This is a genomic window from Streptomyces sp. NPDC008092 (assembly GCF_042957285.1).
Lineage (GTDB): Bacteria > Actinomycetota > Actinomycetes > Streptomycetales > Streptomycetaceae > Streptomyces.
The window spans coordinates 1-26,129 of record NZ_JBIBHY010000003.1; the positions used below are offsets into that span (position 1 = coordinate 1).

The 26,129-nt window shown below is 71.3% G+C and carries 26 protein-coding genes and 1 rRNA gene; 19 read left to right on the top strand and 8 right to left on the bottom strand.

The window, feature by feature from the left end:
- Positions 1-142: 142 nt before the first annotated feature.
- From rrf to ACFZB3_RS09195, 10 genes are all read left to right on the top strand, one after another.
- Positions 143-259 (top strand): 5S ribosomal RNA (gene rrf, locus ACFZB3_RS09150).
- A gap of 72 nt (positions 260-331) precedes the next feature.
- Entirely contained in the window at positions 332-976 is a 645-nt protein-coding gene (locus tag ACFZB3_RS09155; protein WP_391372141.1) for an HAD-IA family hydrolase, read from the top strand.
- 93 nt (positions 977-1,069) lie between these two features.
- On the top strand, positions 1,070-1,798 hold the full coding sequence (locus ACFZB3_RS09160; protein ID WP_391372144.1) for a VC0807 family protein: 729 nt from the start codon (positions 1,070-1,072) through the stop codon (positions 1,796-1,798).
- Between the two features lie 81 nt (positions 1,799-1,879).
- A complete protein-coding gene (locus ACFZB3_RS09165) occupies positions 1,880-3,103 on the top strand; it encodes an MFS transporter (RefSeq protein WP_391372148.1) in 1,224 nt (407 codons plus the stop codon).
- Positions 3,054-4,226 carry an acetoin utilization protein AcuC gene (locus ACFZB3_RS09170; protein WP_391372151.1) on the top strand — a complete coding sequence of 391 codons (1,173 nt, stop codon included), beginning with the start codon at positions 3,054-3,056 and terminating at the stop codon, positions 4,224-4,226. The genes ACFZB3_RS09165 and ACFZB3_RS09170 overlap by 50 nt, the downstream gene beginning before the upstream one ends.
- Positions 4,227-4,735: 509 nt before the next feature.
- On the top strand, positions 4,736-5,551 hold the full coding sequence (locus ACFZB3_RS09175; protein WP_391372154.1) for a phosphatase: 816 nt from the start codon (positions 4,736-4,738) through the stop codon (positions 5,549-5,551).
- Positions 5,552-5,681: 130 nt separating this feature from the next.
- Complete coding sequence (locus tag ACFZB3_RS09180) at positions 5,682-5,891, top strand: helix-turn-helix domain-containing protein (protein ID WP_067299677.1); 210 nt, start codon at positions 5,682-5,684, stop codon at positions 5,889-5,891.
- A 132-nt stretch (positions 5,892-6,023) separates the two neighbouring features.
- Entirely contained in the window at positions 6,024-6,122 is a 99-nt protein-coding gene (locus ACFZB3_RS09185; protein WP_003948845.1) for a 30S ribosomal protein bS22, read from the top strand.
- A gap of 170 nt (positions 6,123-6,292) precedes the next feature.
- Positions 6,293-7,384, top strand: a complete 1,092-nt coding sequence (locus ACFZB3_RS09190; protein ID WP_391372158.1) for an NAD-dependent epimerase/dehydratase family protein — start codon at positions 6,293-6,295, stop codon at positions 7,382-7,384.
- Between the two features lie 14 nt (positions 7,385-7,398).
- Positions 7,399-8,502, top strand: a complete 1,104-nt coding sequence (locus ACFZB3_RS09195; RefSeq protein ID WP_391372161.1) for a 1-acyl-sn-glycerol-3-phosphate acyltransferase — start codon at positions 7,399-7,401, stop codon at positions 8,500-8,502.
- Between the two features lie 130 nt (positions 8,503-8,632).
- Here ACFZB3_RS09195 and ACFZB3_RS09200 read toward each other — a convergent pair whose 3' ends face one another.
- From ACFZB3_RS09200 to ACFZB3_RS09210, 3 genes are all read right to left on the bottom strand, one after another.
- Positions 8,633-9,877 (bottom strand): DUF5667 domain-containing protein, encoded by a 1,245-nt coding sequence (locus ACFZB3_RS09200; RefSeq protein ID WP_391372164.1) that lies wholly within the window; start codon positions 9,875-9,877, stop codon positions 8,633-8,635.
- Between the two features lie 243 nt (positions 9,878-10,120).
- Positions 10,121-10,966: an ECF subfamily RNA polymerase sigma factor, BldN family gene (locus tag ACFZB3_RS09205; protein ID WP_391372167.1), complete on the bottom strand. Its 846-nt coding sequence runs from the start codon at positions 10,964-10,966 to the stop codon at positions 10,121-10,123.
- A gap of 448 nt (positions 10,967-11,414) precedes the next feature.
- Positions 11,415-12,341: an HAD-IB family hydrolase gene (locus ACFZB3_RS09210; protein WP_362591187.1), complete on the bottom strand. Its 927-nt coding sequence runs from the start codon at positions 12,339-12,341 to the stop codon at positions 11,415-11,417.
- 148 nt (positions 12,342-12,489) lie between these two features.
- On the opposite strand from ACFZB3_RS09210, the gene ACFZB3_RS09215 reads away from it, so the two are divergent.
- From ACFZB3_RS09215 to ACFZB3_RS09235, 5 genes are all read left to right on the top strand, one after another.
- On the top strand, positions 12,490-12,765 hold the full coding sequence (locus ACFZB3_RS09215; RefSeq protein ID WP_167449868.1) for a glutaredoxin family protein: 276 nt from the start codon (positions 12,490-12,492) through the stop codon (positions 12,763-12,765).
- A gap of 280 nt (positions 12,766-13,045) precedes the next feature.
- A complete protein-coding gene (locus ACFZB3_RS09220; protein ID WP_391372171.1) occupies positions 13,046-13,801 on the top strand; it encodes a redox-sensing transcriptional repressor Rex in 756 nt (251 codons plus the stop codon).
- On the top strand, positions 13,798-15,492 hold the full coding sequence (locus tag ACFZB3_RS09225) for a glutamyl-tRNA reductase (RefSeq protein WP_391372174.1): 1,695 nt from the start codon (positions 13,798-13,800) through the stop codon (positions 15,490-15,492). Before ACFZB3_RS09220 ends, ACFZB3_RS09225 begins: the two co-directional genes overlap by 4 nt.
- Positions 15,489-16,457 (top strand): hydroxymethylbilane synthase, encoded by a 969-nt coding sequence (gene hemC, locus ACFZB3_RS09230; RefSeq protein ID WP_391372177.1) that lies wholly within the window; start codon positions 15,489-15,491, stop codon positions 16,455-16,457. The genes ACFZB3_RS09225 and hemC overlap by 4 nt, the downstream gene beginning before the upstream one ends.
- Positions 16,454-18,160 carry a uroporphyrinogen-III synthase gene (locus ACFZB3_RS09235; protein ID WP_391372180.1) on the top strand — a complete coding sequence of 569 codons (1,707 nt, stop codon included), beginning with the start codon at positions 16,454-16,456 and terminating at the stop codon, positions 18,158-18,160. The genes hemC and ACFZB3_RS09235 overlap by 4 nt, the downstream gene beginning before the upstream one ends.
- A 128-nt stretch (positions 18,161-18,288) precedes the next feature.
- Here ACFZB3_RS09235 and ACFZB3_RS09240 read toward each other — a convergent pair whose 3' ends face one another.
- Genes ACFZB3_RS09240 through ACFZB3_RS09250 form a run of 3 tightly spaced genes read right to left on the bottom strand, consistent with a single transcriptional unit; the run spans position 18,289 to position 19,859 of the window.
- The gene (locus ACFZB3_RS09240) at positions 18,289-18,660 is read right to left on the bottom strand and encodes a roadblock/LC7 domain-containing protein (RefSeq protein WP_391372183.1); all 372 of its coding nucleotides are present in this window, start codon (positions 18,658-18,660) and stop codon (positions 18,289-18,291) included.
- A gap of 57 nt (positions 18,661-18,717) precedes the next feature.
- Complete coding sequence (locus ACFZB3_RS09245; RefSeq protein WP_391372186.1) at positions 18,718-19,512, bottom strand: hypothetical protein; 795 nt, start codon at positions 19,510-19,512, stop codon at positions 18,718-18,720.
- A complete protein-coding gene (locus ACFZB3_RS09250; protein WP_391372189.1) occupies positions 19,509-19,859 on the bottom strand; it encodes a hypothetical protein in 351 nt (116 codons plus the stop codon). Before ACFZB3_RS09250 ends, ACFZB3_RS09245 begins: the two co-directional genes overlap by 4 nt.
- Before the next feature lie 162 nt (positions 19,860-20,021).
- Between ACFZB3_RS09250 and ACFZB3_RS09255 the strand changes: the two genes are divergently transcribed.
- Both ACFZB3_RS09255 and hemB read left to right on the top strand, forming a co-directional pair.
- Positions 20,022-20,387 (top strand): hypothetical protein, encoded by a 366-nt coding sequence (locus tag ACFZB3_RS09255; protein ID WP_391372192.1) that lies wholly within the window; start codon positions 20,022-20,024, stop codon positions 20,385-20,387.
- A 94-nt stretch (positions 20,388-20,481) separates the two neighbouring features.
- Positions 20,482-21,474, top strand: coding sequence for a porphobilinogen synthase (gene hemB / locus ACFZB3_RS09260; protein WP_391372195.1), 993 nt, complete (start codon positions 20,482-20,484; stop codon positions 21,472-21,474).
- 56 nt (positions 21,475-21,530) lie between these two features.
- Here hemB and ACFZB3_RS09265 read toward each other — a convergent pair whose 3' ends face one another.
- Positions 21,531-21,749 carry a hypothetical protein gene (locus ACFZB3_RS09265; protein ID WP_391372198.1) on the bottom strand — a complete coding sequence of 73 codons (219 nt, stop codon included), beginning with the start codon at positions 21,747-21,749 and terminating at the stop codon, positions 21,531-21,533.
- 340 nt (positions 21,750-22,089) lie between these two features.
- Between ACFZB3_RS09265 and ACFZB3_RS09270 the strand changes: the two genes are divergently transcribed.
- Positions 22,090-23,301 (top strand): aminotransferase class I/II-fold pyridoxal phosphate-dependent enzyme, encoded by a 1,212-nt coding sequence (locus tag ACFZB3_RS09270; protein WP_391372201.1) that lies wholly within the window; start codon positions 22,090-22,092, stop codon positions 23,299-23,301.
- Positions 23,302-23,314: 13 nt separating this feature from the next.
- Here ACFZB3_RS09270 and ACFZB3_RS09275 read toward each other — a convergent pair whose 3' ends face one another.
- Positions 23,315-24,088, bottom strand: a complete 774-nt coding sequence (locus tag ACFZB3_RS09275; protein WP_391372204.1) for a DUF4253 domain-containing protein — start codon at positions 24,086-24,088, stop codon at positions 23,315-23,317.
- Between the two features lie 136 nt (positions 24,089-24,224).
- Between ACFZB3_RS09275 and ACFZB3_RS09280 the strand changes: the two genes are divergently transcribed.
- The gene (locus tag ACFZB3_RS09280) at positions 24,225-26,129 is read left to right on the top strand and encodes a P-loop ATPase, Sll1717 family (protein WP_391372207.1); all 1,905 of its coding nucleotides are present in this window, start codon (positions 24,225-24,227) and stop codon (positions 26,127-26,129) included.

Genomic DNA, 26,129 nt, shown 5'->3' on the forward strand with positions numbered 1-26,129 from the left:
GTTGATAGGCCGGATCTGGAAGCCAGGTAACTGGTGGAGGTGACCGGTACTAATAGGCCGAGGGCTTGTCCTCAGTTGCTCGCGTCCACTGTGTTAGTTCTGAGGCAACGACTGTGTTTTTTCCGGTCTAACTTCATAGTGTTTCGGTGGTCATAGCGTGAGGGAAACGCCCGGTTACATTCCGAACCCGGAAGCTAAGCCTCACAGCGCCGATGGTACTGCAGGGGGGACCCTGTGGGAGAGTAGGACACCGCCGAACAAATATTGGGAAAGGCCCACGCCGTCATGGCGTGGGCCTTTCTGCGTTTACGGGGGCGTTTAAGCTCGGGGTATGCGCTACGACCTGGTTATCTTCGACAACGACGGCGTCCTTGTCGACAGCGAGCCCATCTCCAACCGGCTCCTGGCCGCCTATCTCACCGAGTTGGGGCACCCGACCTCCTACGAGGACTCCATACGGGACTACATGGGGTCCGCGATGCACCGGGTACACGACCTCGTCCTGGAGCGGACCGGGCAGCGGCTGCCGGACGACTTCGACGACGTCTTCCACGGGCGTGTCTTCGCCGCCTTCGAGGAGGAGTTGAAGCCCGTGTCAGGGGTCGCCGGGGTGCTGGAGCAGCTGGCGGCGGACGGGGTGCCGTACTGCGTGGCGTCGTCGGGGAGTCATGAGCGGATCCGGGTGGGGCATCGGACGACCGGGCTCGACCGGTGGTTCGACGAGTCGCGGATCTTCAGTTCGCAGGACGTGGGGCGGGGCAAGCCGGCGCCGGACCTGTTTCTGCACGCGGCCGAACGGATGGGGGTCGAGCCGGGGCGGTGTGCCGTCGTGGAGGACAGTCCCCTGGGGGTGCGGGCGGCCGTGGCGGCCGGTATGGACGTGTACGGGTTCACGGCCATGACGCCGGCCGGCCGGCTGCAGGGGGCCACTCAACTCTTCTCTGACATGGGGCAGTTGGCTGACCTGCTGGAATGACCGAGGGCATGACGGCGGCGCTGACAATTGTCATGCCGAGCTCCGGACGTTCGTTTCTACTGGGGGACCCCTGCCGGACGCGAAGCTGAGGGCATGACGAAGACGACGAACACCGGGTCCCAGAGCAACAAGCAGCAGCCCAGCGTGCTGGAGAACCTCCGGCCGCTGATCGTGGATGTGGCGGTGCCCCTCGGGTCGTACTACTTCTTCAAGGGGGCCTTCGGGATGAGCACCTTCGCGGCGCTCGCCTGGAGCAGTGTGGTGCCGGCCGTGCGGACGGTCTGGGGCGTGGTGAAGGAGCGCCGGGTCAACGGGCTCGCGGCGCTGATCCTGGTCGTGAACGTGGTCGGGCTGGCGCTCAGCTTCGTCTCCGGTGACCCGCGGCTCATGCTCGCCAAGGACGGAGCGGTCAGCAGCACCGTCGGGATCGGGATCCTGGTGTCGGTGGCGCTGGGCCGGCCGATGATGACGGCTGGGCTGAGGCCGTTCCTGGTGAAGGGGGACGCGGGGCGGGAGGCCGCCTGGGAGCGGCTGGCGTCCGGGACCGCGGTCCGGTCGGCGGAGTTCCTGCGCAAGGAGCGGGTCTTCTCCGTGATCTGGGGGCTGGTGCTCCTCACCGAGTGCGTCGCCCGGGTCGTCGGCGCCTACACGATCCCCGTGGACACCATGGTCTGGCTGGGCTCGCTCCTCCTGGTCGTCGCGATCTGTCTCGGCATGGTGATCTGCGGTGGGGCGGCCGCGGAGCCGATGGCGCGCCTGGTCACCGACGAGGTTCAGCGCCAGGAGGCCGCGCGGGAGCGGGAGCTCGCGGTCGCCGCCTGAGCGGCGGCAAGGTAAAGCTGAAGGAAATTCATCTTTGGCTGGATCTACCCACGAGTACGCCGGGGCCCTACGCTCGCCGCCATGACAGATGTGCTGCGGCGCGGTAGGGCCTCGCTGGCGTTCAGCTTCTTCACTCAGGGTGCCACCTTCGCGCTGCTGGTGACGCGCATCCCCGCGATCCAGGACCGGTACGGCGTCTCCGACGCGCTGTTGCCGGTCTTTCTCGCTGCCGTGCCCATCCTGGCCGGCGTCGGCAGCGTCACCACCGAGCAGTTGGTGAAGCGAATACGGCCCAGCCGGCTGCTGCGCTGGTCCCAGCCCGTGGTGATGCTGGCGCTGCTCGGGGTCGGGTCCGGCGGGGTGATGGCCGAGCTGGCGGTGGCGCTGGCCGCGTTCGGCCTGGCCGTCGGCGCGCTGGACGCCTCGATGAACATGCTCGGGGTGAGCCTGCAGCGGACGTACGGGCGCAGCATCATGCTCAGCTTCCATGCCGCGTACAGCCTGGGCGGGATCCTCGGGGCCTCGCTGGCCTGGGTGGGGGCGCACTGGCATCTCGCGCTGTGGGTGTCGTATCTCCCGGTGGTCGCGGTGCTGCTGCCGGCCGCGCTGGTGGGGAGCCGTTGGTATGTCGACGGTGATCCCGCGCCGGTGGCGGACGAGGCCGCCGGCGGAAGCGGGGGCGGGAGCGGTGTCGTGTTCAAGGTGCTGCTGCCGCTGTGTCTGGTGATGACCTTCGCCTATATCGGGGACTCGACCGTCTCCAACTGGAGTGCGAAGTACCTGAAGGACGTGCTGGGGAGCAGTGAGCAGCTCGCCACCGTGCCGTACAACGTGTACATGGTGACCACGCTGGTCGGGCGGGGCATCGGGGACTTCGGGGTGCGGCGGTTCGGTGCCGTGCCCGTCGTACGGGTGGGGGCGGTGGTGGCGGCCGCCGGGTTCGCGGTGGTGGCGGCGGCGCCGGGGGCGTGGATCGGCATGGCCGGGTTCACTCTGCTGGGGCTGGGGTTGTGCGTGCTGGTTCCGCAGACCTTCGCGGCGGCGGGCCGGCTGTTTCCGGGAGCTTCGGACGCGGCCATCGCACGGCTGAACATCTTCAACTACGTCGGGTTCCTGATCGGTTCGCCGTTGGTGGGGGCGCTGGGCGACGCGTGGAGCTATCGCGGGGCGATGCTGGTGCCGATGGTGTTGGTGCTGGTGACGTTGGTGTACGCCCGTTCGTTCGCGACCAGGTCGGACCGATACGGTGGCGGGCATGAGCGGCCGCGCACAGCTGATGTGGGACGAGGCAGTAACGGGCTATGACTTCGGTCCGGGCCATCCGATGGATCCGGTCCGGCTGGCGTTGACCCGGAGTCTGGTCAGTGCCTTCGGGCTTGATCGGGCGATGGACGTCGTGGCGGCGAAGCCGGCCGGGGAGTCGACGTTGCGGCTGGTGCACCGGGAGGACTACATCGAGGCCGTGAAGGCGGCCTCGGCGGATCCGGCGGCGGCCGACCAGTCGTACGGGCTGGGGACGATGGACGATCCCGCCTTCGCCGGGATGCACGAGGTGTCCGCGCTGATCGCCGGGCAGTCGGTGGGGGCGGCGGAGGCGGTGTGGCGGGGAGACGCCGATCACGCCGTGAACTTCGCGGGCGGGTTGCACCATGCGATGCCGGGGGCGGCGTCCGGGTTCTGCATCTACAACGATGCCTCGCTGGCGATCGCGCGGTTGCTGGAGCTGGGGGCCGAGCGGGTCGCCTACGTGGATGTGGACGTGCATCACGGGGACGGGGTGCAGGCCGCGTTCTGGGAGGATCCGCGGGTTCTGACGATCTCGCTGCACGAGCATCCGCGTACGTTGTTCCCGCAGACCGGGTGGCCGGAGGAGGTCGGCGCCGGGGCGGGGGAGGGTGCCGCGGTGAACGTGGCGCTGCCGGCGGGGACCGGGGACGCGGGGTGGGTGCGGGCGTTTCACGCCGTGGTGCCGGAGCTGGTCGCGGACTTCCGGCCGCAGGTGCTGGTGTCGCAGCACGGTGCCGACACGCATTTCGAGGATCCGCTGGCTCATCTGGCGGTTTCGCTGGATGCGCAGCGGGCGGTGCAGGTGGCGTGTCATGAGCTGGCGCACGAGTACGCCGGGGGGAAGTGGGTCGCGTTGGGTGGGGGTGGGTACGAGGTGGTGGATGTCGTGCCTCGGTCGTGGACGCATCTGGTGGGGGTGGCGGCGGGGCGGGAGGTTGCGCCTGAGGCGCTGGTGCCGGAGGGGTGGCGGCAGGAGGTGTTTGCTCGGACTCGGCAGTTGGGGCCCGGGCGGATGACGGATGGGCGGTGGCCGGTGGGGTGGGCCGGGTGGGAGGCCGGGTACGACCCCGCTGATCGCTTGGATCAGGCCGTGCTGGCGACGCGACGGGCAGTGTTTCCGCTGCGGGGGCTGCTGGCCTAGGAGTTTTCTCGCCCCCGCCGCCCCTACCCGTCCCGTCCTTCCAGGGGGTGGGCCCCCTTCGACCGCCCGCTCCGGGGGCTGCCGCCCCCGCACCCCCGCTTCGGCCTGAACGGCCTCGTCCTCAAACGCCGGACGGGCTGGAGGGTGGGGTGCGGACCGGTTCTGGTCCTCGCCGTCGGTGGGGCTGGAGGGTGGGGGCGTGGACGGGTTCTGGTCCTTGCCACCGGACGGGCTGGGGGGAGGGGTGCGGACCGGTTCTGGTCCTCGCCGTCGGTGGGGCTGGAGGGTGGGGAGTGCGGGCCGGTTCTCTCTGTTACCACCGGAGCAGCTGGAGGGTGGGGGTGCGGACCGGCTCTGGTCCTCGCCGCCGGACGGGCTGGAGGGTGAGGGGTGTGGAGCTGTTGTCGTCCTTGAAGGCTGGTGGGTTGATCTAGGGGGCGTTAGGCCGATTGTGCGGTGTTTGTCTGTTCTGGGGGGATGGTGGGGGTGGGGGCGGCAGGATTTCTGGGGTGGTGAGTGGTGGTGGGCTTCGGGATTACCTGGTGGGGGCCGGGCTGGCGGGGGTGGTGGGGACCTCGCGGGAGCGGAGTCTGCGGTGTTATCGGTTGTTCGCGGCTCGGGATCCTCGGGTGTTGATCGGGATTGATCCGCAAGGGGGGTGGGGGGAGGCGGAGTTGGTTCGGTTGATGGCTGCCAAGTGTGGGGTTTCGGACGATCCGCGGTGCGTTTCAGGGCATGATGTGATCGATCCTGGGTTGACGGTCGCCGGGCTCGACGCGTTCGCCGAGCGGGTGGGGGCCGTGGCCCGGCGGCGGGGGCCCGTGTTGTTCGGGACCGGGCATCCGCACCGGCTGATCGGGTTCTACGCCGGTCTGGCGGACGCGCTGTCGGCGGTGGGGTGTGAGGTCCTCACCCCCGCGCAGGGTCACTGTGTCGACATAACGACCCGGTTCGGCCTACGTACGTGCAAGCTCGATTACGTACGAGGCGTCGGGTTCATGAGAGAAGTGGGCCGTGAACGCCCCGGTTGTGCGCCGGGTGCGCACACGCATTCGCCGCTGCCGGTTCGGGTGGCGCTGGATGCGGCGGCGAGGGGCGGCGGGCCGTTGCCGGAGCTGGTGGTCGGGGACCATGGGTGGGTCTGCGGTGCAGGTCAGCTCGGGTTTGAGGCCATTGGTCTGGCGGATACGGATGACCCTGCGCTCTTCGTGGGGGAGGCCGAGGGGGCGGTGTCCGTCGCCGTTCCGGTTGATGACGGCGTGCGGTCTGATTACTACACGCCGCTTACCCGCTACGTACTCAATCGAGCGTGTCTGTCACAGTAGGCCGCCGATGGGTGCACCTCTTCCCCACTCGCATCACCCGCCCCTACATTGGGGAGTGAGCACGCAACGACGAAGAGTCACCGGAAGGGGAAGCCGGTGGCCCGTCGAGTGCGGAAGGTTCAGGTGTGTCATGGCAGCTGGCGAGAGGCCTCTGAACGAGGTTGTGTTCCTGACCGTGGCGGAGGTCGCCGCGGTGATGCGAGTGTCGAAGATGACCGTGTACCGGCTGGTGCACAGCGGTCATCTGCCCGCGATCCGGGTGGGGCGGTCCTTCCGCGTCCCCGAACAAGCGGTACACGAGTACCTTCGCGAGAGCTATGTGGGGGTGGAGACCGCCTGACGGCCGTTCCGGGATTCGTCCCGGGGCACCTCGATTACGACCTCGGCGCTCGGGCGGGTAGGCTAGCCCCTCGTAGGTCGTATGGGCCCATGATGCCCAGCACCGAGTGATGAGAAGTGAGCGAGGGTAGTCGTGGGCTCTGTTATCAAGAAGCGGCGCAAGCGGATGGCCAAGAAGAAGCACCGCAAGCTGCTCAAGCGCACGCGTGTTCAGCGTCGTAACAAGAAGTAATTACGGCGCCGAGCCGCGAGAGCTTGTGTGTGGCCCCCCACCAGTACGGTGGGGGGCCACTGCAATTTCCGGCCGTTGCGGCTTGTCGTGGCCTGCTGGGGGTCATGCCGGCGCAACATCGACCCGCTAAGTTGGCCCGCATACGGGAACGCGGAAGAAAGGCGCTGATCTTGGGGAAGGTCGTGCTCGTGACCGGAGTGGCCCGTCAACTCGGGGGCCGGTTCGTGCGGCGTATTCAGCGTGACCCCGAGGTGGACCGGGTCGTCGCCGTGGACGCGGTGGCGCCCGAGCACCATCTGGGCGGGGCGGACTTCATCCAGACCGACATCCGGCAGCCGACCATCGCCCGGGTACTGGCCGAGAGCGGCGCCGACACCGTCGTCCACATGGACGTGACCGGGACGCCGCTCGGCAGCGGGAGCCGGGCGACCGTCAAAGAGACCAATGTCATCGGGACCATGCAGCTGCTCGGCGCCTGCCAGAAATCGCCGAACGTCAAGCGGCTGGTGATCAAGTCCAGTACGAACGTGTACGGCTCCGCGCCGAAGGACCCGGCCGTCTTCACCGAGACCACCCCGCCGAAATCCCTGCCGAGCGGGGGCTTCGCGAAGGACACGGTGGAGGTGGAGGGGTATGTGCGGGGGTTCGCCAGGCGGCGACCCGACGTGGCGGTCTGCGTGCTGCGGTTCGCCAATATCCTCGGGGCGACCGCGGACACTCCGCTCGCCTCCTATTTCGCACTGCCCGTGCTGCCCACCGTCCTCGGTTACGACCCGAGGCTGCAGTTCGTCCACGAGGACGACGTGATCGAGGTGCTGCGGATCGCCTCGCACGAGCCGGAGCGGGGGACCCTGAACAGCGGCACGTTCAACATCGCGGGTGACGGGGTGCTGTTGCTCTCGCAGTGCTCGCGGCGGCTGGGGCGGCCCACCGTGCCGCTGCTGCTGCCGGCGGTCACCTGGGCCGGGTCCCTGGTGCGCACGCTCGGCATGAGCGACTTCTCGCCCGAGCAGATCCGGCTGCTCACGCACGGCCGGGTGGTGGACACGGTCCAGATGCGCGAGACGCTGGGGTTCCGGCCGAAGTACTCGACGGCGGAGACCTTCGCGGACTTCGTGCGCGCCCAGGCCCCGGGGCTGCTGCCGCCCCAGGCCGTGGCCGCGGCCGTCGACCGGATCGCCGCACTGCCCGCCCTGAGCGGGACCGGCGGGCGGACGCCGGCGGCGGCCCCGACGCAGAACCCGACCCAGAGCGCCAACTGAGGAGCGCAGCAACGATGGCGGACGCCAAGGTCATTCCGTTCGACGACGACCGGTCCCGCGGGGCTGCCGTGCAGCGGCCGGCCGCCCGGCGCCGGGGTGCGGGGAGCCGGCGCAAGGGCGGCGGCGAGCAGGCGGCGGTGCGCGAGCCTGCGGCGGGGCGCGAGTCCGCGGTGGTACGTGGGGTCCAGCCTCTCGCCGGGCGGATCCCCGCGCAGGAAGATGTGCATGTGACCCGGGAGAACCCTGAGACGGGCGTGAAGCAGCCGCCGCACGACGAGGCCGGCCTGGAGCAGCGTGTCGCACGCGGACTCGCGTTCCTGCGGCGGCGGCTGACCGGGGAGTACGAGGTCGACGACTTCGGGTACGACGAGGAGCTGACCGACCAGGTCCTGATGTCCCTGCTGCGGCCGGTGTACGAGAAATACTTCCGCGTGGACGTGAAGGGCATGGAGAACATCCCGGCCCACGGCGGTGCGCTGATCGTCGCCAACCACTCCGGGACGCTGCCGATGGACGGGCTGATGATGCAGGTCGCCGTGCACGACCGGCATCCGGCGAATCGTCACCTCAGGCTGCTCGCGGCGGACCTGGTCTTCGTGCTGCCGGTGGTGAACGAGCTGGCGCGGAAGCTGGGGCACACGCTCGCGTGCGCGGAGGACGCCGAACGGCTGCTGGCCCAGGGGGAGCTGGTCGGGGTGATGCCGGAGGGGTTCAAGGGCATCGGGAAGCCGTTCAGCGAGCGGTACAAGCTCCAGCGGTTCGGGCGGGGTGGGTTCGTGTCCACCGCGTTGCGGCAGGGGGTGCCGATCATTCCCTGCTCGATCGTGGGGGCGGAGGAGATCTACCCGATGATCGGCAACGCGAAGACGCTGGCGCGGGTGCTGGGGATTCCGTATTTTCCGCTGACGCCGACGTTTCCGTGGCTGGGGCCGCTGGGGGCGGTGCCGTTGCCGACGAAGTGGACGATTCAGTTCGGGGAGCCGATCCGTACGGACGGCTATCCGCCGGAGGCGGCCGAGGATCCGATGCTGATGTTCAACCTCACGGATCAGGTGCGGGAACAGATTCAGCACACGCTGTACAAGTTGCTTGTGCAGCGGCGGTCGGTTTTCTTCTGAGCGCGATGCGTTGAGTTCGGGTGCGGGCCGGTGGGGGCTGGTCGCGCCCACGCGGCGGAGCCGCATATCAGATACAGCCCCGCGCCCCCAGACGGCGGCTTCGCCGCCGCCGTGGGGGCGCGGAGGGTGCTCAGTTGTTCGTGTCCTCGCTGTCGATGCCCAGGCCGGGAAGTAGGCCAGGCAGGAGCGGGGGCAGGGTGACGTCCGGGGCACTGGATGCGCTCTTGGACGGGGACGGGGTGCTCGAACCGGTCTTCGGGGGGTCGAGCAGGCCGCCCGTGGTGCCGCCGATCAGGCCGTTGTCGGCGCTGCCGGAGGCCGAGCCGCTGGGGCTGCCGGTGCCGGTGTCGTGGCCCGAGGAGGAGCTGCCGGAGGAGGACGGGGCCGTCGACCGGTGGCTGCCGGAGGAGCCGGTGGACGCCGTGCCGGAGTCCTGCCTGCCGGTGCCGCCGCCGGTGTTCTGGGACGGCTGGGGGAGCAGGGACTGCAGCGGGGCGACCTCTTGGTCTATGGCGTCGAAGACCGACGACACCTGCTGGCTGACGTCCCCGAGCTGGACCGGCAGCCTCTCGCGCAGGGCGCCCCAGGCCTCGCGGTGGGACTGGGCGAAGGCGGACAGGGCCTGGATGGGACCCAGCGAGTTCGGGTCGCGCTCGTACGCCTCGTGGAGCAGGCGGTGGCCCTCGGTGACGTCGTGCTGCATCCCGGACAGGGTGCGGCGGATCTCGCCGATCGACTCGTGGTCGAGGTGGCCGCCGCGGTCCCGTTCCATGAGCCGGCGGGCTTCCATCAGCCGGGTCGAGGCCTGGTCGAGGTAGGTCTGGCCGCGCTGGTCGTCGCCGTCGGACAGATAGTTGAGCTTGAAGTCCTCGATGCCGCGTTTGAGGCCGTACAGGGAGTCGCCGGGCAGAGCGTCGGAGCTGGCGGCGGCTACCCCGCCGAAGGCTCCGGCGGCCACGCCGACGCTCAGGCCGCCCGCGGCGAGCCCCTTGGTGAGCCGGGAACGCGGACGCAACTTGCCCAGCGGGCTGGCCCGGTGCGCGCCCTTCGAACGGGACGCACGCTGCTCGGGTACCGAAGCGTCCGCCGCCCCGCCCAGGGTGCCCTCCGCCAGCATGGCCTCCATCGCGGCCACCAGCTGGGCCCGCTGGACGACCTTGACCTCCGGGTCGAGCTCTGGCTTGGGCAGTGCTGCGAGCCCGGTCGCCAGGGCCAACAGCTCGCCCTGCTCGGTCCGTTCGGCCCGGTCCGGGGCGGCCGGCGGATCGCCCGTCGGTCCTCCGGACGGCTCGGCCGCCGGGTCCCGGTCGGGCTGCTCCTCCAGAGCCTGGGCGAAGGCGTTCGCCCGCCGGTGGGCCGATACGTTCGCGATCACTGGCGGCACCTCCTCTCGTCATGACGGTCGACTCCCCAGGGGGTCCTGAGGGTTGCACGCCCTCGACCAGTCCACACGATCGGGTGATCGGGGCCTGGCCGGGCGTGACCACAGGGAGCCTGTATCCCGCACAACGAGCGGCTCGGCACTTGGGTTACGGACGGCCGGTGATCGGCTGAGAAAGTCAACCCGCGTTAACGGAACGTGAGTTGGACGTCGCCCAGAGTGCCCGGCGCGGCGTGCTCAGCGTGCGTCGTCCGGCAGGAGCCGGGCGAGGGTGCGCACGGCCCGGTACTGGAGGGTTTTGATGGCGCCCTCGTTCTTGCCCATCACGCGGGCGGTCTCGGCGACCGAGAGGCCCTGGAGGAAGCGGAGCGTCACGCACTCCTGCTGCTGGGGGTTGAGGCGTCGTACGGCGTCGAGCAGGGCCGCGTTGGAGAGGGACTCCAGGACGGAGTCCTCGGGCGAGCGCTCGACCTCGTTGGCGTCGAGCATCTCGCCGGTGGTGACCTCCAGCCGGAAGCGGCTGGACTTGAAGTGGTCGGCGACCAGATTGCGGGCGATGGTGACCAGCCAGGCGCCGAAGTCGCGGCCCTGCCAGGTGAACGTGCCGATCCTTCGGAGCGCGCGCAGGAACGTCTCGCTCGTCAGGTCCTCGGCGGTCGCCTTGCCGCCGACCCGGTAGTAGATGTAGCGGTAGACGGTGTCGCTGTACTGGTCGTAGAGGCGGCCGAAGGCGTCGGCCTCGCCGGCCTGGGCGCGCTCCACGAGGTCCATCATCCGGGCGCTGTCGCTGTCCGCGGCCGGGCGGCGGGTGGTGGTGGCGCCGGTGCCGGAACCGGTGGCGCGGCCGCGTCTGCCCACGCCCCGGCCGTCGCCGGACCGGCGGCCCTCGACGACGGCGCTGCGCGCCGGCACCTGTTCCATGCCGTCGGCCAGTGCGTAGCACGGGCCGACGGGGGCGGCGGTGGCGAAGGCGGGGACGGCGTACGCGGTGGGGACAAGGCCGCGCAGCGTCTCTTTGACCGTCGCGACTGTTGCGCGCAGCGTAGCCAGGCCCGAGGCGTCAACCCCGACGTGTGGGTACACGGGACTCCCAGAGGCAGAGCTTCCATCACGTGCAGTACGGAACCTTTCACCCGTCGTAGCGACGGAGGGGAACCGGTTTGCGTCTGAGGAGAATAACGCTTCGTGCAGGCACTGCTACACCGAGTTGCTCAAATCATCGATTGCGTCGCTTCTGTAACCGTTTGGTGGTGGCTCAAGAGCCTTAGAGTGATCGGTTGTTGAACGGAAACGTGCGGCTTTCGGCGATGTGCGGGGCGTGTTGGGGTGACCGCGCGATAATTCCGGGCGCGTTGGAGGGCGGGCCGGGGTGGGGACGCTCACCGGCGCCGGCCGGGTGCCTCCCCCAGCCTTCGGCACGACTGCCCGCGGCTACGTTTTTCAGGGGCGCGGGGAACTGCGCGATCAGCCCCCACCGGTCTGCAGCCGGTGGTCGGCCCGCGCTGCTACGGCGGTGCTCCGCCGGTCGTGCCTACCGACGCCGTCGGCTCAGCGCGATCGCGGCCGCAGTGCCACCGGCCACCGCGCCGACGCCCGCCGCCGCCGGGATGCCCACCTTCGCCGCCTTGCGCCCCGTGCGGTAGTCGCGCAGTCGCCAGTCCAGTTCGCGGGCGTGCTTGCGCAGCTTCGTGTCCGGGTTGATGGCGTAGGGGTGGCCGACCAGGGAGAGCATCGGGATGTCGTTGTGCGAGTCGCTGTAGGCCGCGCAGCGGGAGAGGTCCAGGCCCTCGGCCGCGGCCAGGGCGCGTACCGCCTCCGCCTTGGCGGGGCCGTGCAGGGGCTCGCCGACCAGCTTGCCGGTGTAGACGCCGTCCACCGACTCGGCGACCGTGCCCAGCGCGCCGGTCAGGCCCAGCCGGCGGGCGATGACGCCGGCGATCTCCACCGGGGCCGCTGTGACGAGCCACACCTTCTGGCCCGCGTCCAGGTGGGCCTGGGCGAGGGCGCGGGTGCCGGGCCAGATGCGCTCGGCCATGTACTCGTCGTAGATCTCCTCGCCGATGGTCTGGAGCTCGGCCACGCGGTGGCCCTTGACGATGGAGAGGGCCGAGTCGCGGGCGTCCTGCATGTGTTCCGGGTCCTCGACGCCGGCCAGCCGGAACCACGCCTGCTGCCAGGCGAACCTGGCGAGGTCGCGGGTCTCGAAGAACTTCCGTTTGTACAGGCCACGGCCGAAGTGGAAGATGGCGGCGCCCTGCATGACGGTGTTGTCCAGGTCGAAGAACGCGGCGGCCTTGTCGTCGCCGAGCACCGGGAAGTCCGGCTCCGCGGTTTCCTCGGCGGGCGGTGCCGTCGCTTCCTGGTTCTTGCGCGCGGCCTCCGCCGAGGCCTCGCCTGCCAACACGCTCCGCGCCGTGGCGGAGCGCCTACGGGGAGTGAGCCATCCGAGAGCGGCCATGTCGTGAGCATAGCCAGTTTGTTCGGAGGTTCCGGAGTCACGGGAGTTGGATGGGTGTGAACTCTCCGCGACCAGGTCGTTAAACAAGGCGAAGAACCCGTGCAGAAGGCGGCGGACATGCCCTGCCGGGGGCGGGACAATGGACGTCATGAGTCCCCTCTTTGGCCGGAAGGCGCCCGCGCCCAGTGCGCGATCGGTCACCCTCATCCGTAAACCCGGCTGCCATCTGTGTGATGACGCACAGGTCGTGGTCGAGAAGGTGTGCGGCGATCTCGGAGTGCCCTGGGAGCAGAAGGACATCACCCAGGATTCACAGCTTCACGATCTCTACTGGGAACAGATCCCGGTGGTACTCGTCGACGGCGAACAGCACACCTTCTGGCGCGTGAACGAGGAACGGCTCCGCAAGGCACTGACCGACTAGTCCAAACCGGCTGGAAAAGTCGCTTAGGATCGAGCCGGCTTGGTCTCGGGGGCGGGATGCGTGAGGAGTGTGTACGGTTTTGCCCCCATTGGAAAGGGAGCGTGGGCGCGTCTGCGCCGGTCCCGTGCGAGCGCGCCAGGGGTGCGTGACCCCGGTCACGTTGGCCGGGCAAATCGGACACCATCTTTGTGCACGCGTTCACAAAGACATAGCCTGCTGTCGACGGGGCGGTCTGGGTACGTGTGACCGTCCGCAGCCCCGCTCAACCCGTTGGAGCACCGTGGCAACTGGCCGAACTCACCGACCGGCGACCCGCAGCCGAGGTATCCCCGAGGCCACCGTCGCCCGGCTTCCGCTGTACCTCCGCGCTCTGACCGCACTGTCGGAGCGCTCGGTCCCCACGGTCTCCTCGGAGGAACTGGCCGCGGCCGCGGGGGTCAACTCCGCGAAGCTGCGCAAGGACTTCTCCTACCTGGGTTCGTACGGAACGCGCGGTGTCGGCTACGACGTCGAGTATCTCGTCTACCAGATCTCCCGTGAGCTGGGCCTGACCCAGGACTGGCCGGTTGTGATCGTCGGTATCGGAAACCTGGGCGCCGCCCTCGCCAACTACGGCGGGTTCGCGTCGCGCGGTTTCCGGGTCGCGGCGCTCATCGACGCCGACCCGGCGATGACCGGGCGGCAGGTCGCCGGGATCGCCGTGCAGCACAGCGACGACCTGGAGAAGATCATCTCCGACAACGGCGTCTCCATCGGCGTGATCACCACCCCGCCGGGCGTCGCCCAGCAGGTCTGCGACCGGCTGGTGGCCGCCGGGGTCACCTCCATCCTGAACTTCGCGCCGACCGTGCTGTCCGTCCCGGACGGCGTCGACGTACGCAAGGTCGACCTCTCCATCGAGCTGCAGATCCTCGCCTTCCACGAGCAGCGCAAGGCCGGCGAGGAGCACGAGGGCGCGGCCGCGCCCGTCGCGGCGCACCAGGACGCCGGCGAGCAGGGACCCGACGGGGACGTACCCGCCGTGATGCCGGCATGAGTCTCCTCGTCGTCGGGCTGAGCCACCGCAGCGCCCCGGTCAGCGTCCTGGAGCGGGCCGCGCTCAGCACGGACGCCCAGGTCAAGCTGGCCCAGGACACGGTCGCCGCCGAGCCGGCCACCGAGGCCGCGGTGCTCGCCACCTGCAACCGCATCGAGCTCTACGCCGACGTGGACAAGTTCCACGCCGGGGTCGCCGAGCTGTCCACGCTGCTCGCCCAGCACAGCGGGGTCGGCCTGGACGAGCTCACCCCCTATCTCTACGTGCACTACGAGGACCGGGCCGTCCACCACCTGTTCTCGGTGGCCTGCGGGCTCGACTCGATGGTCGTCGGCGAGGGCCAGATCCTCGCGCAGCTCAAGGACTCGCTGGCCCGCGCGCAGGAGCTGCACTCCGCCGGACGGCTGATGAACGACCTGTTCCAGCAGGGGCTCCGGGTCGGCAAGCGCGCCCACTCCGAGACCGGGATCGACCGGGCCGGACAGTCCCTGGTCACCTTCGGACTGGAACAGCTGACCGCCGGTGGCGATGTCCAGGCCTGGGCCAAGGGGAAGAAGGCGCTGGTCATCGGCGCCGGATCGATGTCCTCGCTGGCCGCCGCGACGCTGGCGCGGGCGGGGGTCGCGGAGATCGTCGTCGCGAACCGCACGTACGACCGTGCGGAGCGGCTGGCGCAGATCCTCAACGACGCCGACGACACGGACGTGGTGGCCCGCGCGGTACCGATGGATGCGGTGCCGGGCGAGCTGACACGTGCCGACGTCGCCGTCTCCTGCACGGGGGCGACCGGGCTGGTGCTGACCGCGGAGTCGGTCGCGGCGGCCGTCGAGGGGCGCACGGGTGAGCCCGTCGCCGAGATCGCCGTACCGCAGGCGCCGAAGCAGCTGCCCGCCGCCGGACCGGGTACCGACGAGAACTGCCCGCTCGACCTCACCGCCGCCCAGAGCGGTTTCTCCGTGATGGGGGAGGCCGCCGTCGCCGGGATGGCCGCGGCCGAGCTGGAGCAGCACGCGGCCTGGGTGGACAACGGGACCGTCGACATCCGGGAAGCCGGCCGTCGTACCCCCGAGAACCCCGAGGCCGAGGCCGAGCTGATCGGGGCGCTGGCCGCGGCCGCCGCCCGGGTCGGCCGGATCCCGGAGCGGCGCAGGCCGGAGCCGGTCGCCGGGTTCGCCCGGCCCGCTCCCGCGCTGTTCCTCCTCGACCTCGCCATGCCCCGCGACATCGACGCGGCCGTGCACCGGCTGGCCGGGGTGCGCCTCGTGGACATCGAGTCGCTGGCGGAGGCGTCCGCGGACGCCCCGATGGCGGCCGACGTGGACCAGGTGCGGCGGATCGTTTCGGACGAGGTCGCCGCCTTCGGCGCGGCCCAGCGGGCGGCGCACATCACGCCCACCGTCGTGGCCCTGCGCACGATGGCCGCGGACGTCGTCGCGGGCGAGATCGCGCGGCTCGACGGCCGCCTGCCCGACCTGGACGAGCGCCAGCGCGGGGAGATCAGGCAGGCCGTGCACCGGGTCGTCGACAAGCTGCTGCACGCGCCGACCGTACGGGTCAAGCAGCTCGCGGCCGAGCCCGGCGGTGCCGGGTACGCGGACGCGCTGCGGACCCTGTTCGACCTCGACCCCGAGACGGTGGCCGCCGTCTCCCGGGCCGTGGACAGCACAGACAAGAAGGACCGACCGGCATGAGTGACAATCCACTGACGCCATTGCGGCTGGGCACCAGGCGGTCCAGACTCGCCATGGCCCAGTCCGGGCAGGTGGCGGAGGCCGTGAGCCGGGTGACCGGACGGCCCGTCGAACTCGTGGAGATCACCACGTACGGCGACACCTCCCGCGAGCACCTCGCACAGATCGGCGGCACGGGTGTCTTCGTGACCGCCCTGCGGGACGCGCTGCTGCGCGGCGAGGTCGACTTCGCGGTTCACTCGCTGAAGGACCTCCCGACCACCCAGCCCGCCGACCTGGTGCTGGCCGCCGTACCGGTGCGCGAGGACCCGCGGGACGTGATCGTCGCCCGGGACGCGCTGAAGTTCACCGACCTGCCCCGCGGGGCGCGCATCGGTACCGGTTCGCCGCGCCGGGCGGCGCAGCTGAACGCGTACGCGCGCTCGCACGGGCTGGACATCGAGACCGTGCCGATCCGGGGGAACGTCGACACCCGGATCGGATACGTGCACGACGGCGAGCTCGATGCCGTGGTGCTGGCGGCGGCCGGCCTGAGCCGGATCGGCCGCATCGACGAGGTGACCGACTTCCTGTCGGTCGACACGGTTCTGCCCGCCCCCGGCCAGGGGGCACTGGCGATCGAGTGCGCCGCGGACAACGCGTCGCTGATCGCCGCGCTCGGGGAACTCGACGACCCGTTCACGCGGGTCGCCGTGACCGCCGAGCGATCACTGCTCGCCGCCCTGGAGGCCGGCTGCTCCGCCCCTGTGGGCGCGCTTGCCGACCTTCTGGCCGACGGGCAGATTGTCAAGGAAATGCGCCTGCGGGCCGTCGTCGGCACGACCGACGGCACCCGGACGGTGCAGATGTCCACCACCGGTCCCGTGCCCGAGACATACGACCAGGCGACGGCGCTCGGTCGCGAACTCGCCGCCGAGATGCTTGCCCAGGGTGCGGCCGGTCTGATGGGGGAGCGAGCACAGTGAGCCCCACCAACCTTCCCGCCGGCCTGGAACACGGGCACGTCACCTTCCTGGGTGCCGGACCCGGAGATCCGGGACTGCTGACCTTGCGTGCCGTGGAGGCACTGTCCAGCGCGGACGTCCTGGTCGCCGAGCACGACGTGCTCGACGTGATCAGAACCCACGCCAGACAGGGCGTCTCCGTCGTGGCCACGAATCCGGATCCGTCGTCGGACCCGTATCCGGGCACGGGCACGCCTCAACTCACGGTTGTTGACGGCGCGTCAACAACCGCTTCCCTCCCGCCCGTGCGGGATGCGGCTCATCTTGTCATGGAGGCCGCGCGGGGTGGCAGGCGGGTCGTCCGTGCGGTCGCCGGGGACCCGGGACTTGATACGTACGCGACCGAGGAAATGCTCGCCTGTGTGGCCGCGGGTGTGCCGTTCGAGGTCGTGCCCGGGGTCGCGGCCGCGGTGGGTGTGCCGGCCTACGCCGGTGTGCCGCTGCGGGACGCGCAGGGCGCGGACGTCCGCTTCGTGGACGCCCGTACCGCCTCGGACCGGTGCTGGACCGAGGTCGGTGCCTCGGACGGCACGGTGGTCGTGTCGACGACCCTCGACTCGGTGGCCGCGGCCGCCGGGGAACTGGTCGCCGCCGGCCGCAAGCCGGACACCCCGCTGACGGTCACCGTCGCCGGTACGACGACCCGGCAGCGGACCTGGACCGCCACCCTCGGCACCATCGCGCAGACGCTGAAGCAGGCGAAGGTGCTGCCCTCGCCGGACGGCGGCCGGCCGGTGATAGCCGTGGTCGGTGAGCGGTCCGCCGCCGCCCAGCGCGACCAGTTGTCGTGGTTCGAGTCCAAGCCGCTGTTCGGCTGGAAGGTGCTCGTGCCGCGCACGAAGGAGCAGGCGGCGTCCCTCTCCGACCAGCTGCGGTCCTACGGGGCCGTGCCGCACGAGGTGCCGACGATCGCCGTCGAGCCGCCGCGCACGCCCCAGCAGATGGAGCGCGCCGTGAAGGGGCTCGTCACCGGCCGGTACGAGTGGATCGCCTTCACCTCGGTCAACGCCGTCAAGGCGGTCCGGGAGAAGTTCGAGGAGTACGGGCTCGACGCCCGTGCCTTCGCCGGGATCAAGGTCGCGGCGGTGGGTGAGCAGACCGCGAAGGCGCTGGTCGCCTTCGGCGTGAAGCCGGACCTGGTGCCCTCGGGTGAGCAGTCGGCCGCGGGTCTCCTTGAGGACTGGCCGCCCTACGACCCGGTCTTCGACCCGATCGACCGCGTCTTCCTGCCCCGCGCCGACATCGCCACCGAGACGCTGGTCGCCGGGCTGATCGAGCTCGGGTGGGAGGTGGACGACGTGACCGCTTACCGCACCGTGCGGGCGTCGCCGCCGCCGGCCGACACGCGTGAGGCGATCAAGGGCGGCGGCTTCGACGCGGTGCTCTTCACGTCGTCGTCCACCGTGCGGAACCTGGTCGGCATCGCCGGCAAGCCGCACAACGTGACGGTGATCGCCTGTATCGGCCCCGCCACGGCCAAGACGGCCGAGGAGCACGGGCTGCGGGTGGACGTGATGGCCCCGGAGCCGTCGGCCGTGAAGCTGGCGGAGGCGCTGGCCGAGTTCGGCCTCCGCAGGCGCGCGAGCGCGCTGGAGGCCGGCGATCCGGTGACACGGCCGAGCGAGCGGCGACCGGGGGCGCGCAGGAGGCGTACCACCACGTGAGCCTCGTGCAGTGAGAGAGGGGGTTCGGGGCTGCGCCCCGGGCCCCCTCTGCTGTGTCGTCGGTCGTCCGCGGGCCGGTGGGGGCTGGTCGCGCAGTTCCCCGCGCCCCCTTCGGGGCGCGCTTCGGGTCAGGCCGTGTCGTTGGCGAGGATCTTCTTCAGGTCCTCGATGACCGTCGGGATCTCGCGGTCGAAGGCCAGGCCGTCCACGCCCTCGTCGGTGACCACGGCGAGGAGGGCTCGGGTGCCCACGGCGGTGACGATGACGTGGCCCGCGCTGCAGCGGGCCGTGAGCTGGCGGAGGGTGCCGGTGTCGCCCTGGTCGGCGAGGCGGTGGCCCAGGGAGATGGCGGCGGCTGCCAGGGCGGCCATGGACTCGGGGTGGGTCTTGTCGGTGTCGCTGGCCACCACCAGCCCGTCGACGGTGGCCAGGGTGGTCTCGCGGACGCCCATCACCCGGTCGCGCAAGGAGACGAGGATGTCCTGCACGGGATCGTTCATGGTCGCTTCCTCCTGTGCTGTCGTGCTCGGTGGTGCGTGGGCCACTGGTGCCCGGGACTAGCGTTTGCGGCGGGGGAGCGGGGCCGCTGCGGGGTGCGGTGCCGCCGTGGGGGGAGCGGGTGGGGTGCGCGGTGCCGTGCTCGGGCGGTCGGTGGGGGTGGCGGACGGGGGCTGGAGGAGGCCCAGGGCCAGGAGGTCGCGGAGGTCCAGCATGACGGCGAACAGGCCGCGGCCGAGGGCGAAGGCGATGTCCCGGGGTGTCCTGCGGCCGTCGGCGACCGTCAGGAGGTTCCGGTGGCGGGGCGAGAGGCGGGCGGTCTGCCGCGGGTCGCGGGCGGCCGGGGCCGGTTCCGGGTGGTCGCGGGCGAAGCGGGCGGTGGCGCCGCGCTCGTTCGCCAGCAGACGGATACGGCGGGTGTTCTCCGTGACCAGGCGGTCGGGCGGTACCGCGGTGCCCGTGTCGAGCAGGGGGCGGGGATCGGTCACCTCCCAGCCGTCCGGGCTGGTCAGGGCCAGCGCGAAGGCCGCGTCGAACAGGGCGGCCCGGCCGGTGATCTCCAGTTCGGTGGCGCCCAGCAGGCCCTGGGCGACCAGTTCCCGGGCCAGGTGCGCGGGGTCGGTGCCGGTGGCGCGGGCGGCCGTCCAGTCGTCCTCGGTGATCCTGCGCGACTTGAGGAGGAGCACCTCCACGCCGGGGGCGCCGGGGGTCTCCATGCCGACGACCATGCCGTCGCGGACGTGGATGACACCGCCCGGGGCGCCGGAGACCAGCACGGCACAGGAGCGCTTCTCGGCGTGCAGGGCGGCGAGCAGGGCGGGGATGTTGCGGGCGGCCGGTGTCTCCTGTGTCATGCGAGCAGTCGGTCCGTGTGCTCGGCCAGGTCGCGCAGTGCCCACGTGATGTTCGTGCGGTCCCGGTCCACCAGGGCGAACAGCAGGAGCGGGTCGCCCTCCCGGTCGACGCGGGCCGTCACATGGTGGTGGGCGGCGGTGGTGACGACGATGCCCTCCAACTCTCCGGTGAAACCGGCCCGGTTGAGGTTCATGGTCACCGAGTGGGCGGTCTCCTGGGCGTCCTGGGCCGGTTCCTGGGCGCCGAACTCGGCATAGGAGAGGCCGGTCACGCCGTCCACGAGGGCGGCGGCGGTGACGCCGGGCGTCCGTCCGACGTCGTGCAGGGCTGCATCCAGCAAAGCCATGAGTTCCCCCTCCTGACCCCTCGGTCGCACAGTACTTTATTGCCAACTGTTGCAACACTGGCCAAAGATGACGTTTATTCGGACTCGGACAGGTCAGGAAGCAACCTTCGTCGAACCGCTTGCGTCCGAGTCGACCCACGTAAGGAAATCGAGGGCACCAGCGTGAACATCGAGACAGCGCTCAAGGAAGCCATGAGCATCGACGGGGCCGTCGGGGTCGCCCTGGTCGACTACGAAAGCGGCATGTCGCTCGGCGTGCTGGGCGGCGGACCGCACCTGGACCTGGAGCTGGCGGCGGCCGGGAACACCGAGGTGGTCCGCGCCAAGCAGCGCACGCTGAAGTCCATCGGCCTCGACGACGAGATCGAGGACATCCTGATCACCCTCGGCGGCCAGTACCACCTCATCCGTCCCCTGACCAAGGCCGGCGGCTCGCTCTTCCTCTACCTCGCCCTGGACCGCGCCCGGAGCAACCTCGCGCTGGCCCGGCACAGCCTGAAGAAGCTGGAGACCGACCTGGAGGTCTGACCTTCCGGTGCCGCGGCGCCCCGCCCTGGAGCGGGCCGGGGCGCCGACGCCGAGTCGGTAAGGGCGCTCTTGTGACGGGCGTAGCGTAGAGGGCATGACGAAGTACGGCTCCTTCCCCGGCACGCGGCCGCGGCGGCTGCGGACCACCCCCGTCATGCGGCGCATGGTCGCCGAGACCCGGCTGCACCCCGCGGACTTCATCCTCCCGGCGTTCGTCAGGGAGGGGGTGAGCGAGCCGGTGCCGATCGCCGCCATGCCCGGCGTCGTGCAGCACACCCGGGACAGCCTGAAGAAGGCGGCCGCCGAGGCGGTCGAGGCGGGCATCTCCGGGATCATGCTGTTCGGGGTGCCGGAGGAGAGCAAGAAGGACGCCCTCGGCACGCCCGGCACCGACCCGGACGGGATCCTCCAGGTCGCGCTGCGCGACGTGCGCGCCGAGGTCGGCGACGACCTCCTCGTCATGTCCGACCTGTGCCTCGACGAGACGACCGACCACGGCCACTGCGGGGTGCTCGACGCCGAGGGGCGCGTCGACAACGACGCCACCCTGGAGCGGTACGCCGAGATGGCCCAGGTGCAGGCCGACGCGGGCGCCCATGTCGTCGGGCCCAGCGGGATGATGGACGGGCAGATCGGCGTCGTCCGCGACGCGCTCGACCAGATCGGGCGCGAGGACGTCGCGATCCTCGCCTACACCGCGAAGTACGCCTCCGCCTTCTACGGCCCCTTCCGCGAGGCCGTCGGATCCTCGCTGCAGGGCGACCGCAAGACCTACCAGCAGGACCCGGCCAACGTGCGGGAGTCGCTGCGGGAGCTGGCCCTCGACCTGGAGGAGGGGGCCGACATGGTGATGGTCAAGCCGGCCGGGCCCTACCTCGACATCCTCGCGCGGGTCGCCGACTCGGTGGACGTGCCGGTCGTCGCCTACCAGATCTCCGGCGAGTACTCGATGGTCGAGGCCGCCGCCGAGAAGGGGTGGATCGACCGCGACCGCGCGATCCTGGAGACCCTGACGGGCATCCGGCGGGCGGGCGCGCAGAACATCCTCACCTACTGGGCGGTCGAGGCCGCCCGGATGCTGGGCTGACCGCGTCCGACCGCGTCCGACCGCGCCCCGGCAGAAGCAATTCCGCCGGGGCACTCTCATGAGGTCTGCCGTGAGGTCGGCGCGGGCGCCGGCGTCGGGGAGTGTGCCGGACGGTCGGAGTGCCGGAGGCGGGCCGCGGAGGAGGACGGGCCCTCGTCGCGTACGCCCTGGCCGTCCCGGCACCCGCTCAGTGCGGTCGCGGCGACCAGCGCCGGGGCGGCCGTCGCCAGGAGACGGCGGCGGCCGGAGGCCGGGGTGCGGTGCGTGACGGACATGCGAGGGCTCCCTTGACGATCTCGGCGTGGTCGGCGCTCGGGGTGCGGGGTGCGGGGGCAGCGCTGTGCCCTCAGCCTGTGGGGCGGCTCGCCCCGTCCGCCAGAGCCGACGGGGGATTCGGGACGCCCGAGCCCGGTCCACCCCGGTGAGCTGTGCGGATCCCGTCCCGTGGGACGGCGGTACGGGACGGCGGTAGCGGACGGCGGTGCGGGACGGCGGTAGGGGGCGGCGGTAGGGGGCGCCCGAGGCCGGCCCGTCCGGATCGCGGAATTACGGGTGTAGGCGGCACGTACCTCTCTACGCTCCCGTCAAGACGAGGATCAGCCCAAGGAGCCGTCCATGACCCTCACCCCTGACTCCGCCTCCGCCCCCGTTCCCGCCCCGCTTCCCCCGCTCGCGGCCCGGGCCCGCACCGTCGGCGGGTCACCCGTGCGGGAGATTCTCGCGGTGACCGCCCGGCCCGAGGTGATCAACTTCGCGGGCGGGCTGCCGGCCCCCGAACTGTTCGACCGGGAGGGCATCGCCGCCGCCTTCCGCGCGGTGCTGGAGGAAGCGCCGGAACGGGCGTTGCAGTACTCGACGACCGAGGGCGAACCGGCCCTGCGGCAGCGGCTCGCGGCGCGCATCTCGGCGCGGGGCCTGCCCACCGCGGCCGACGACCTCCTCGTCACCACCGGCTCCCAGCAGGCGCTCTCCCTCCTCGCGAGCGCCCTGATCGACCCCGGGGACACGATCCTCGTCGAAAGCCCCTGCTACCTGGCGGCACTTCAGGTGTTCGGGCTGGCCGGCGCACGCGTGCTGCCGGTGCCCGGGGACGCGGACGGCGTCGACCCGGCCGCGCTGGAGGAGCTGATCCGCGCCGAACGGCCCAAACTCCTCTACCTCGTACCCACCTTCCAGAACCCCACCGGCCGCACCATGCCCGCCGCCCGCCGTGCCGCCCTGGCCACGGCCGCCGCCCGCCACGGCCTGTGGATCATCGAGGACGACCCCTACGGCGAGCTGCGCTACGACGGCGACCACGTCCCCTGGATTGCGTCCTTCCCGGGCGCCGCGGACCGGACCGTCCTGCTCGGCTCCTTCTCCAAGGTCATGGCCCCCGGCCTGCGGCTCGGCTGGCTCCGCGCGCCCGACGCCCTGCGCCGCGCCTGCGCGGTGGCCAAACAGGCGGCCGACCTGCACACCCCGACCCTCAACCAGCTCGCCGCCGCCCGCTACCTGGACGTGCTGGACGCCCACGTCGCCACGGTGCGCGCGGTCTACCGCGAACGCCGGGACGCCATGCTCGCGGGCCTGGCCGACGCCCTCCCGGCCGGCTCCACCTGGCACCGGCCCGAGGGCGGCATGTTCCTCTGGGCCAGGCTCCCGTCGTCGTACGACACCACCGCTCTGCTCCGCCGGGTGGTGGAGCAGAACGTGGCCTACGTCCCCGGCGAGCCCTTCCACGCCGCCGACCCCGACCGCTCGACGCTGCGGCTGTGCTTCGTGACGCAGACGCCGGAGGAGATCGGGGAGGGGCTGCGGAGGCTCGCCAAGGGCCTGGGCAGCTAGCCGAGGCCGGGGCTCAGTCCCACCAGAAGTGCCACAGCCGCTCGCCGACCAGCTGCTCGGCGTACGACGAGAGGGTGTCGTCGTCGCCCGGCAGCACGCTGTACGGGCAGAACGCGAAGTGCTCGGCGGCGACCGCCTCCGCCTCGTCCAGGCCGGCGGGCGGGGCGGCGACGGACAGCGCGAGGTGGTCGAAGCCGAGCGCCACCACCCGGGCGCCGAACCGGTCCTCCCAGGAGCGCAGCACCGCGCACAGCCGGCCCGTGTCCTCCTCGTAGTTCACCGGGCCGCTCCAGCCGATGGCCGCCGGTATGTCCGCGCTGCGCCGGGCGGACACCAGCGCCAGATGCGGCTCCTTCAGCCAGGGCCGCCCCTGGCTCAGCGCGTCGGCGACGTCCGCGGCCCGCGTGTCCGGGTCGGCGACCAGCGCCGGGGAGGGAGCGAGCCCCGGCCACTCCTCGCCCTCCGGCGGGTCCTCCTCCCAGTAGTCCTCCAGCACCTCGTCGGCGTCGTGGTCCCCCGGGTACGACGTGTCCCCGGGCGCGAAGTCCCAGTCGTCGACCTCGGACACGTCGATGAGCACCGGCAGCAGCCCCGCACGGGCGGCCGGCGCGCCCAGCGCGGTCCAGGTCCCGGGCCCGGCGGGCTGCCCGGCGTACCACAGCAACGGCGCGTGCCACGGGCCGTCGAGCGTGTCGTCGAGCAGTGTCCCGGGCGGGAGTTGAAGCCCCAGGGACCGGCCGCTCGGGTCGGTCGCCAGCTTGGGCAGCGGGTTGGGAAGAGTCGCCATGGCGAAGACTGTAAGGGGCGTCACTGACAGCGCCGGACGCGGTCGCCCGGAACGGGCGGCGGGCGGGGACTTCCTGTCGGTGGTCTCCGTGCAGAACCCGTCGGCGACCGTGCCGCCGGCCGATACGGTGGATGTCATGAGCGACGACGGGGGGCTGCTCGCGCGTCTGCACTTCGGCCGTGAGGACGCGGAGCGGGATGTCAAGGACGGGCTGCTGCTGCGCGGCGGCTTTCTGCCCAACGCGGCCTACCGGGCCGCCGTGTCCGGGCAGAAGATGCTGATCATCGGGCGCAAGGGGTCGGGCAAGAGCGCCGTCTGCATGCAGCTGATGGCGGACCGGGGCCCCGGGTACGCGGGGAAGACGCTGGTCACCCCGGACGAGGTGGCGGGCGACGAGATCCGCCGGTTCGAGCTGCAGGGGCTGCCAGGCGACTCGGCCAAGGCGCTGATCTGGCGCTACCTGTTCGCCGTCCACGCGGCCCGGCACCTCGCCACGCACGCGAAGCAGGCGCACGGGAAGACACCCACCTCGGTGAAGGCGCTGCTGAAGTTCCTCAAGCAGAACGGCGAACTGGAGGACGGCGGCCTGGACCGGCTGGCACAGACCGTCCAGGGGCTGCAGACCTCCCTCTCCCTGGAGGCGTTCGGCGTCAAGGCGGCGATCGACCTGGCGGGGACGTCGTCCGAAGGAGCCCGTGCCCAGCGCCAGTTGAAGGTCGTGGAGCACGGGGTGGAACGCGCCTTCGCCGACCTCGGCTGCGCCGCCGCGCACCCGCCGCTGCTGCTCATGGTCGACCAGCTGGAGCTGGTGTGGTCCGCCGAGCCGGACAGCAACTCCATGGTCATCGGGCTGCTGCTGGCCGCCAAGCACGCGGCGGGCCGGTACACGGGGATGGTGCAGCTCCTGCTGTTCCTGCGGGCGGACATCTACGACTCGCTGTCCTTCGGCGAACTGGACAAGTTCCATCTGGAGGAGCTGCGGATCGCCTGGACCGAGGAGGCGCTGCGCGACCTCGCCCTGGCCCGCGCCCGGGCCTCCGTCGGCGCCGGCCTGACCGCCGACCGGCTGTGGCAGGAGCTGTTCCCGCCGGCCGTCGAGGGCGAGTGGACACCGGCCCACCTCTTCCGCCGCTGCCTGCCCCGGCCCCGGGACGCCATCCAGTTCCTCAACCTCTGCCAGGAGACCGCCCACCTCAAGCACGGCCGGGCCCGGATCACCGAGGCGGACGTCCTGGAGGCGGGCTTCCAGTTCTCCGCCTGGAAGCTGAAGGACCTGTCCCTGGAGTACCTGGTCGCCCACCCGTTCCTGAAGTACCTGTTCCCGCTCTTCCAGAACGCGGGCTACGTCGTCTCCCGCGCCGCGCTGCGCAGCCGTTTCGAGGCGGCCGAGCAGTCCCTGCACCGGCTCTTCCCCGCCTACGCGGAGGCACTGACCCTCCCCGGGATCGTCGACGTCCTCCACGACGTCGGCTTCCTCGGCGTACGGCGCGGCAACGACATCGTCTTCACCGGGGGCAACGACCTGCCCGTCCAGCCGCACGAGAGCGAGTTCCACGTCCACCCGTGCTTCCGGGCGGCCCTGGGCGCGACCGCCGCGATCGACCTGCGCCGCTACGAGCCCGTCGTGGCCGGCGACCGGCTGCTGCGGGGCGACGTCTTCGCGGCCCAGACGGTCGGGATCAGCCAGGTGGGCAGGGACGACCGGCTGCTGGCCGAGCTGCGCCGGTCCTGCGACTCCCTGCTCGCCCAGCTCGACCGGGCCGTCTCCCTCACCGAGGACGCCAAGAGCCAGCTCCGGGACGAGATCAGGCGCGTGGCCGAGGACGCCAACGCCCTGCCCCGGGGCCCGGCTCCGATCGGCGTGGACGACCTGCTCCTGTCCACCGCCCACTACTTCACCGCACTCGCCGCCCAGCTCAGCGCCAGCGGCCTCACGGAGGGTGCGCCGCAGGTCGCGCACCGCCTGGAGGAGGAGGCCCGCCGACTGCGCCGGCAGGCGGGCGGCTCCTACGGCAGTTCCGGTGACTCGGCGGGGTCCTGA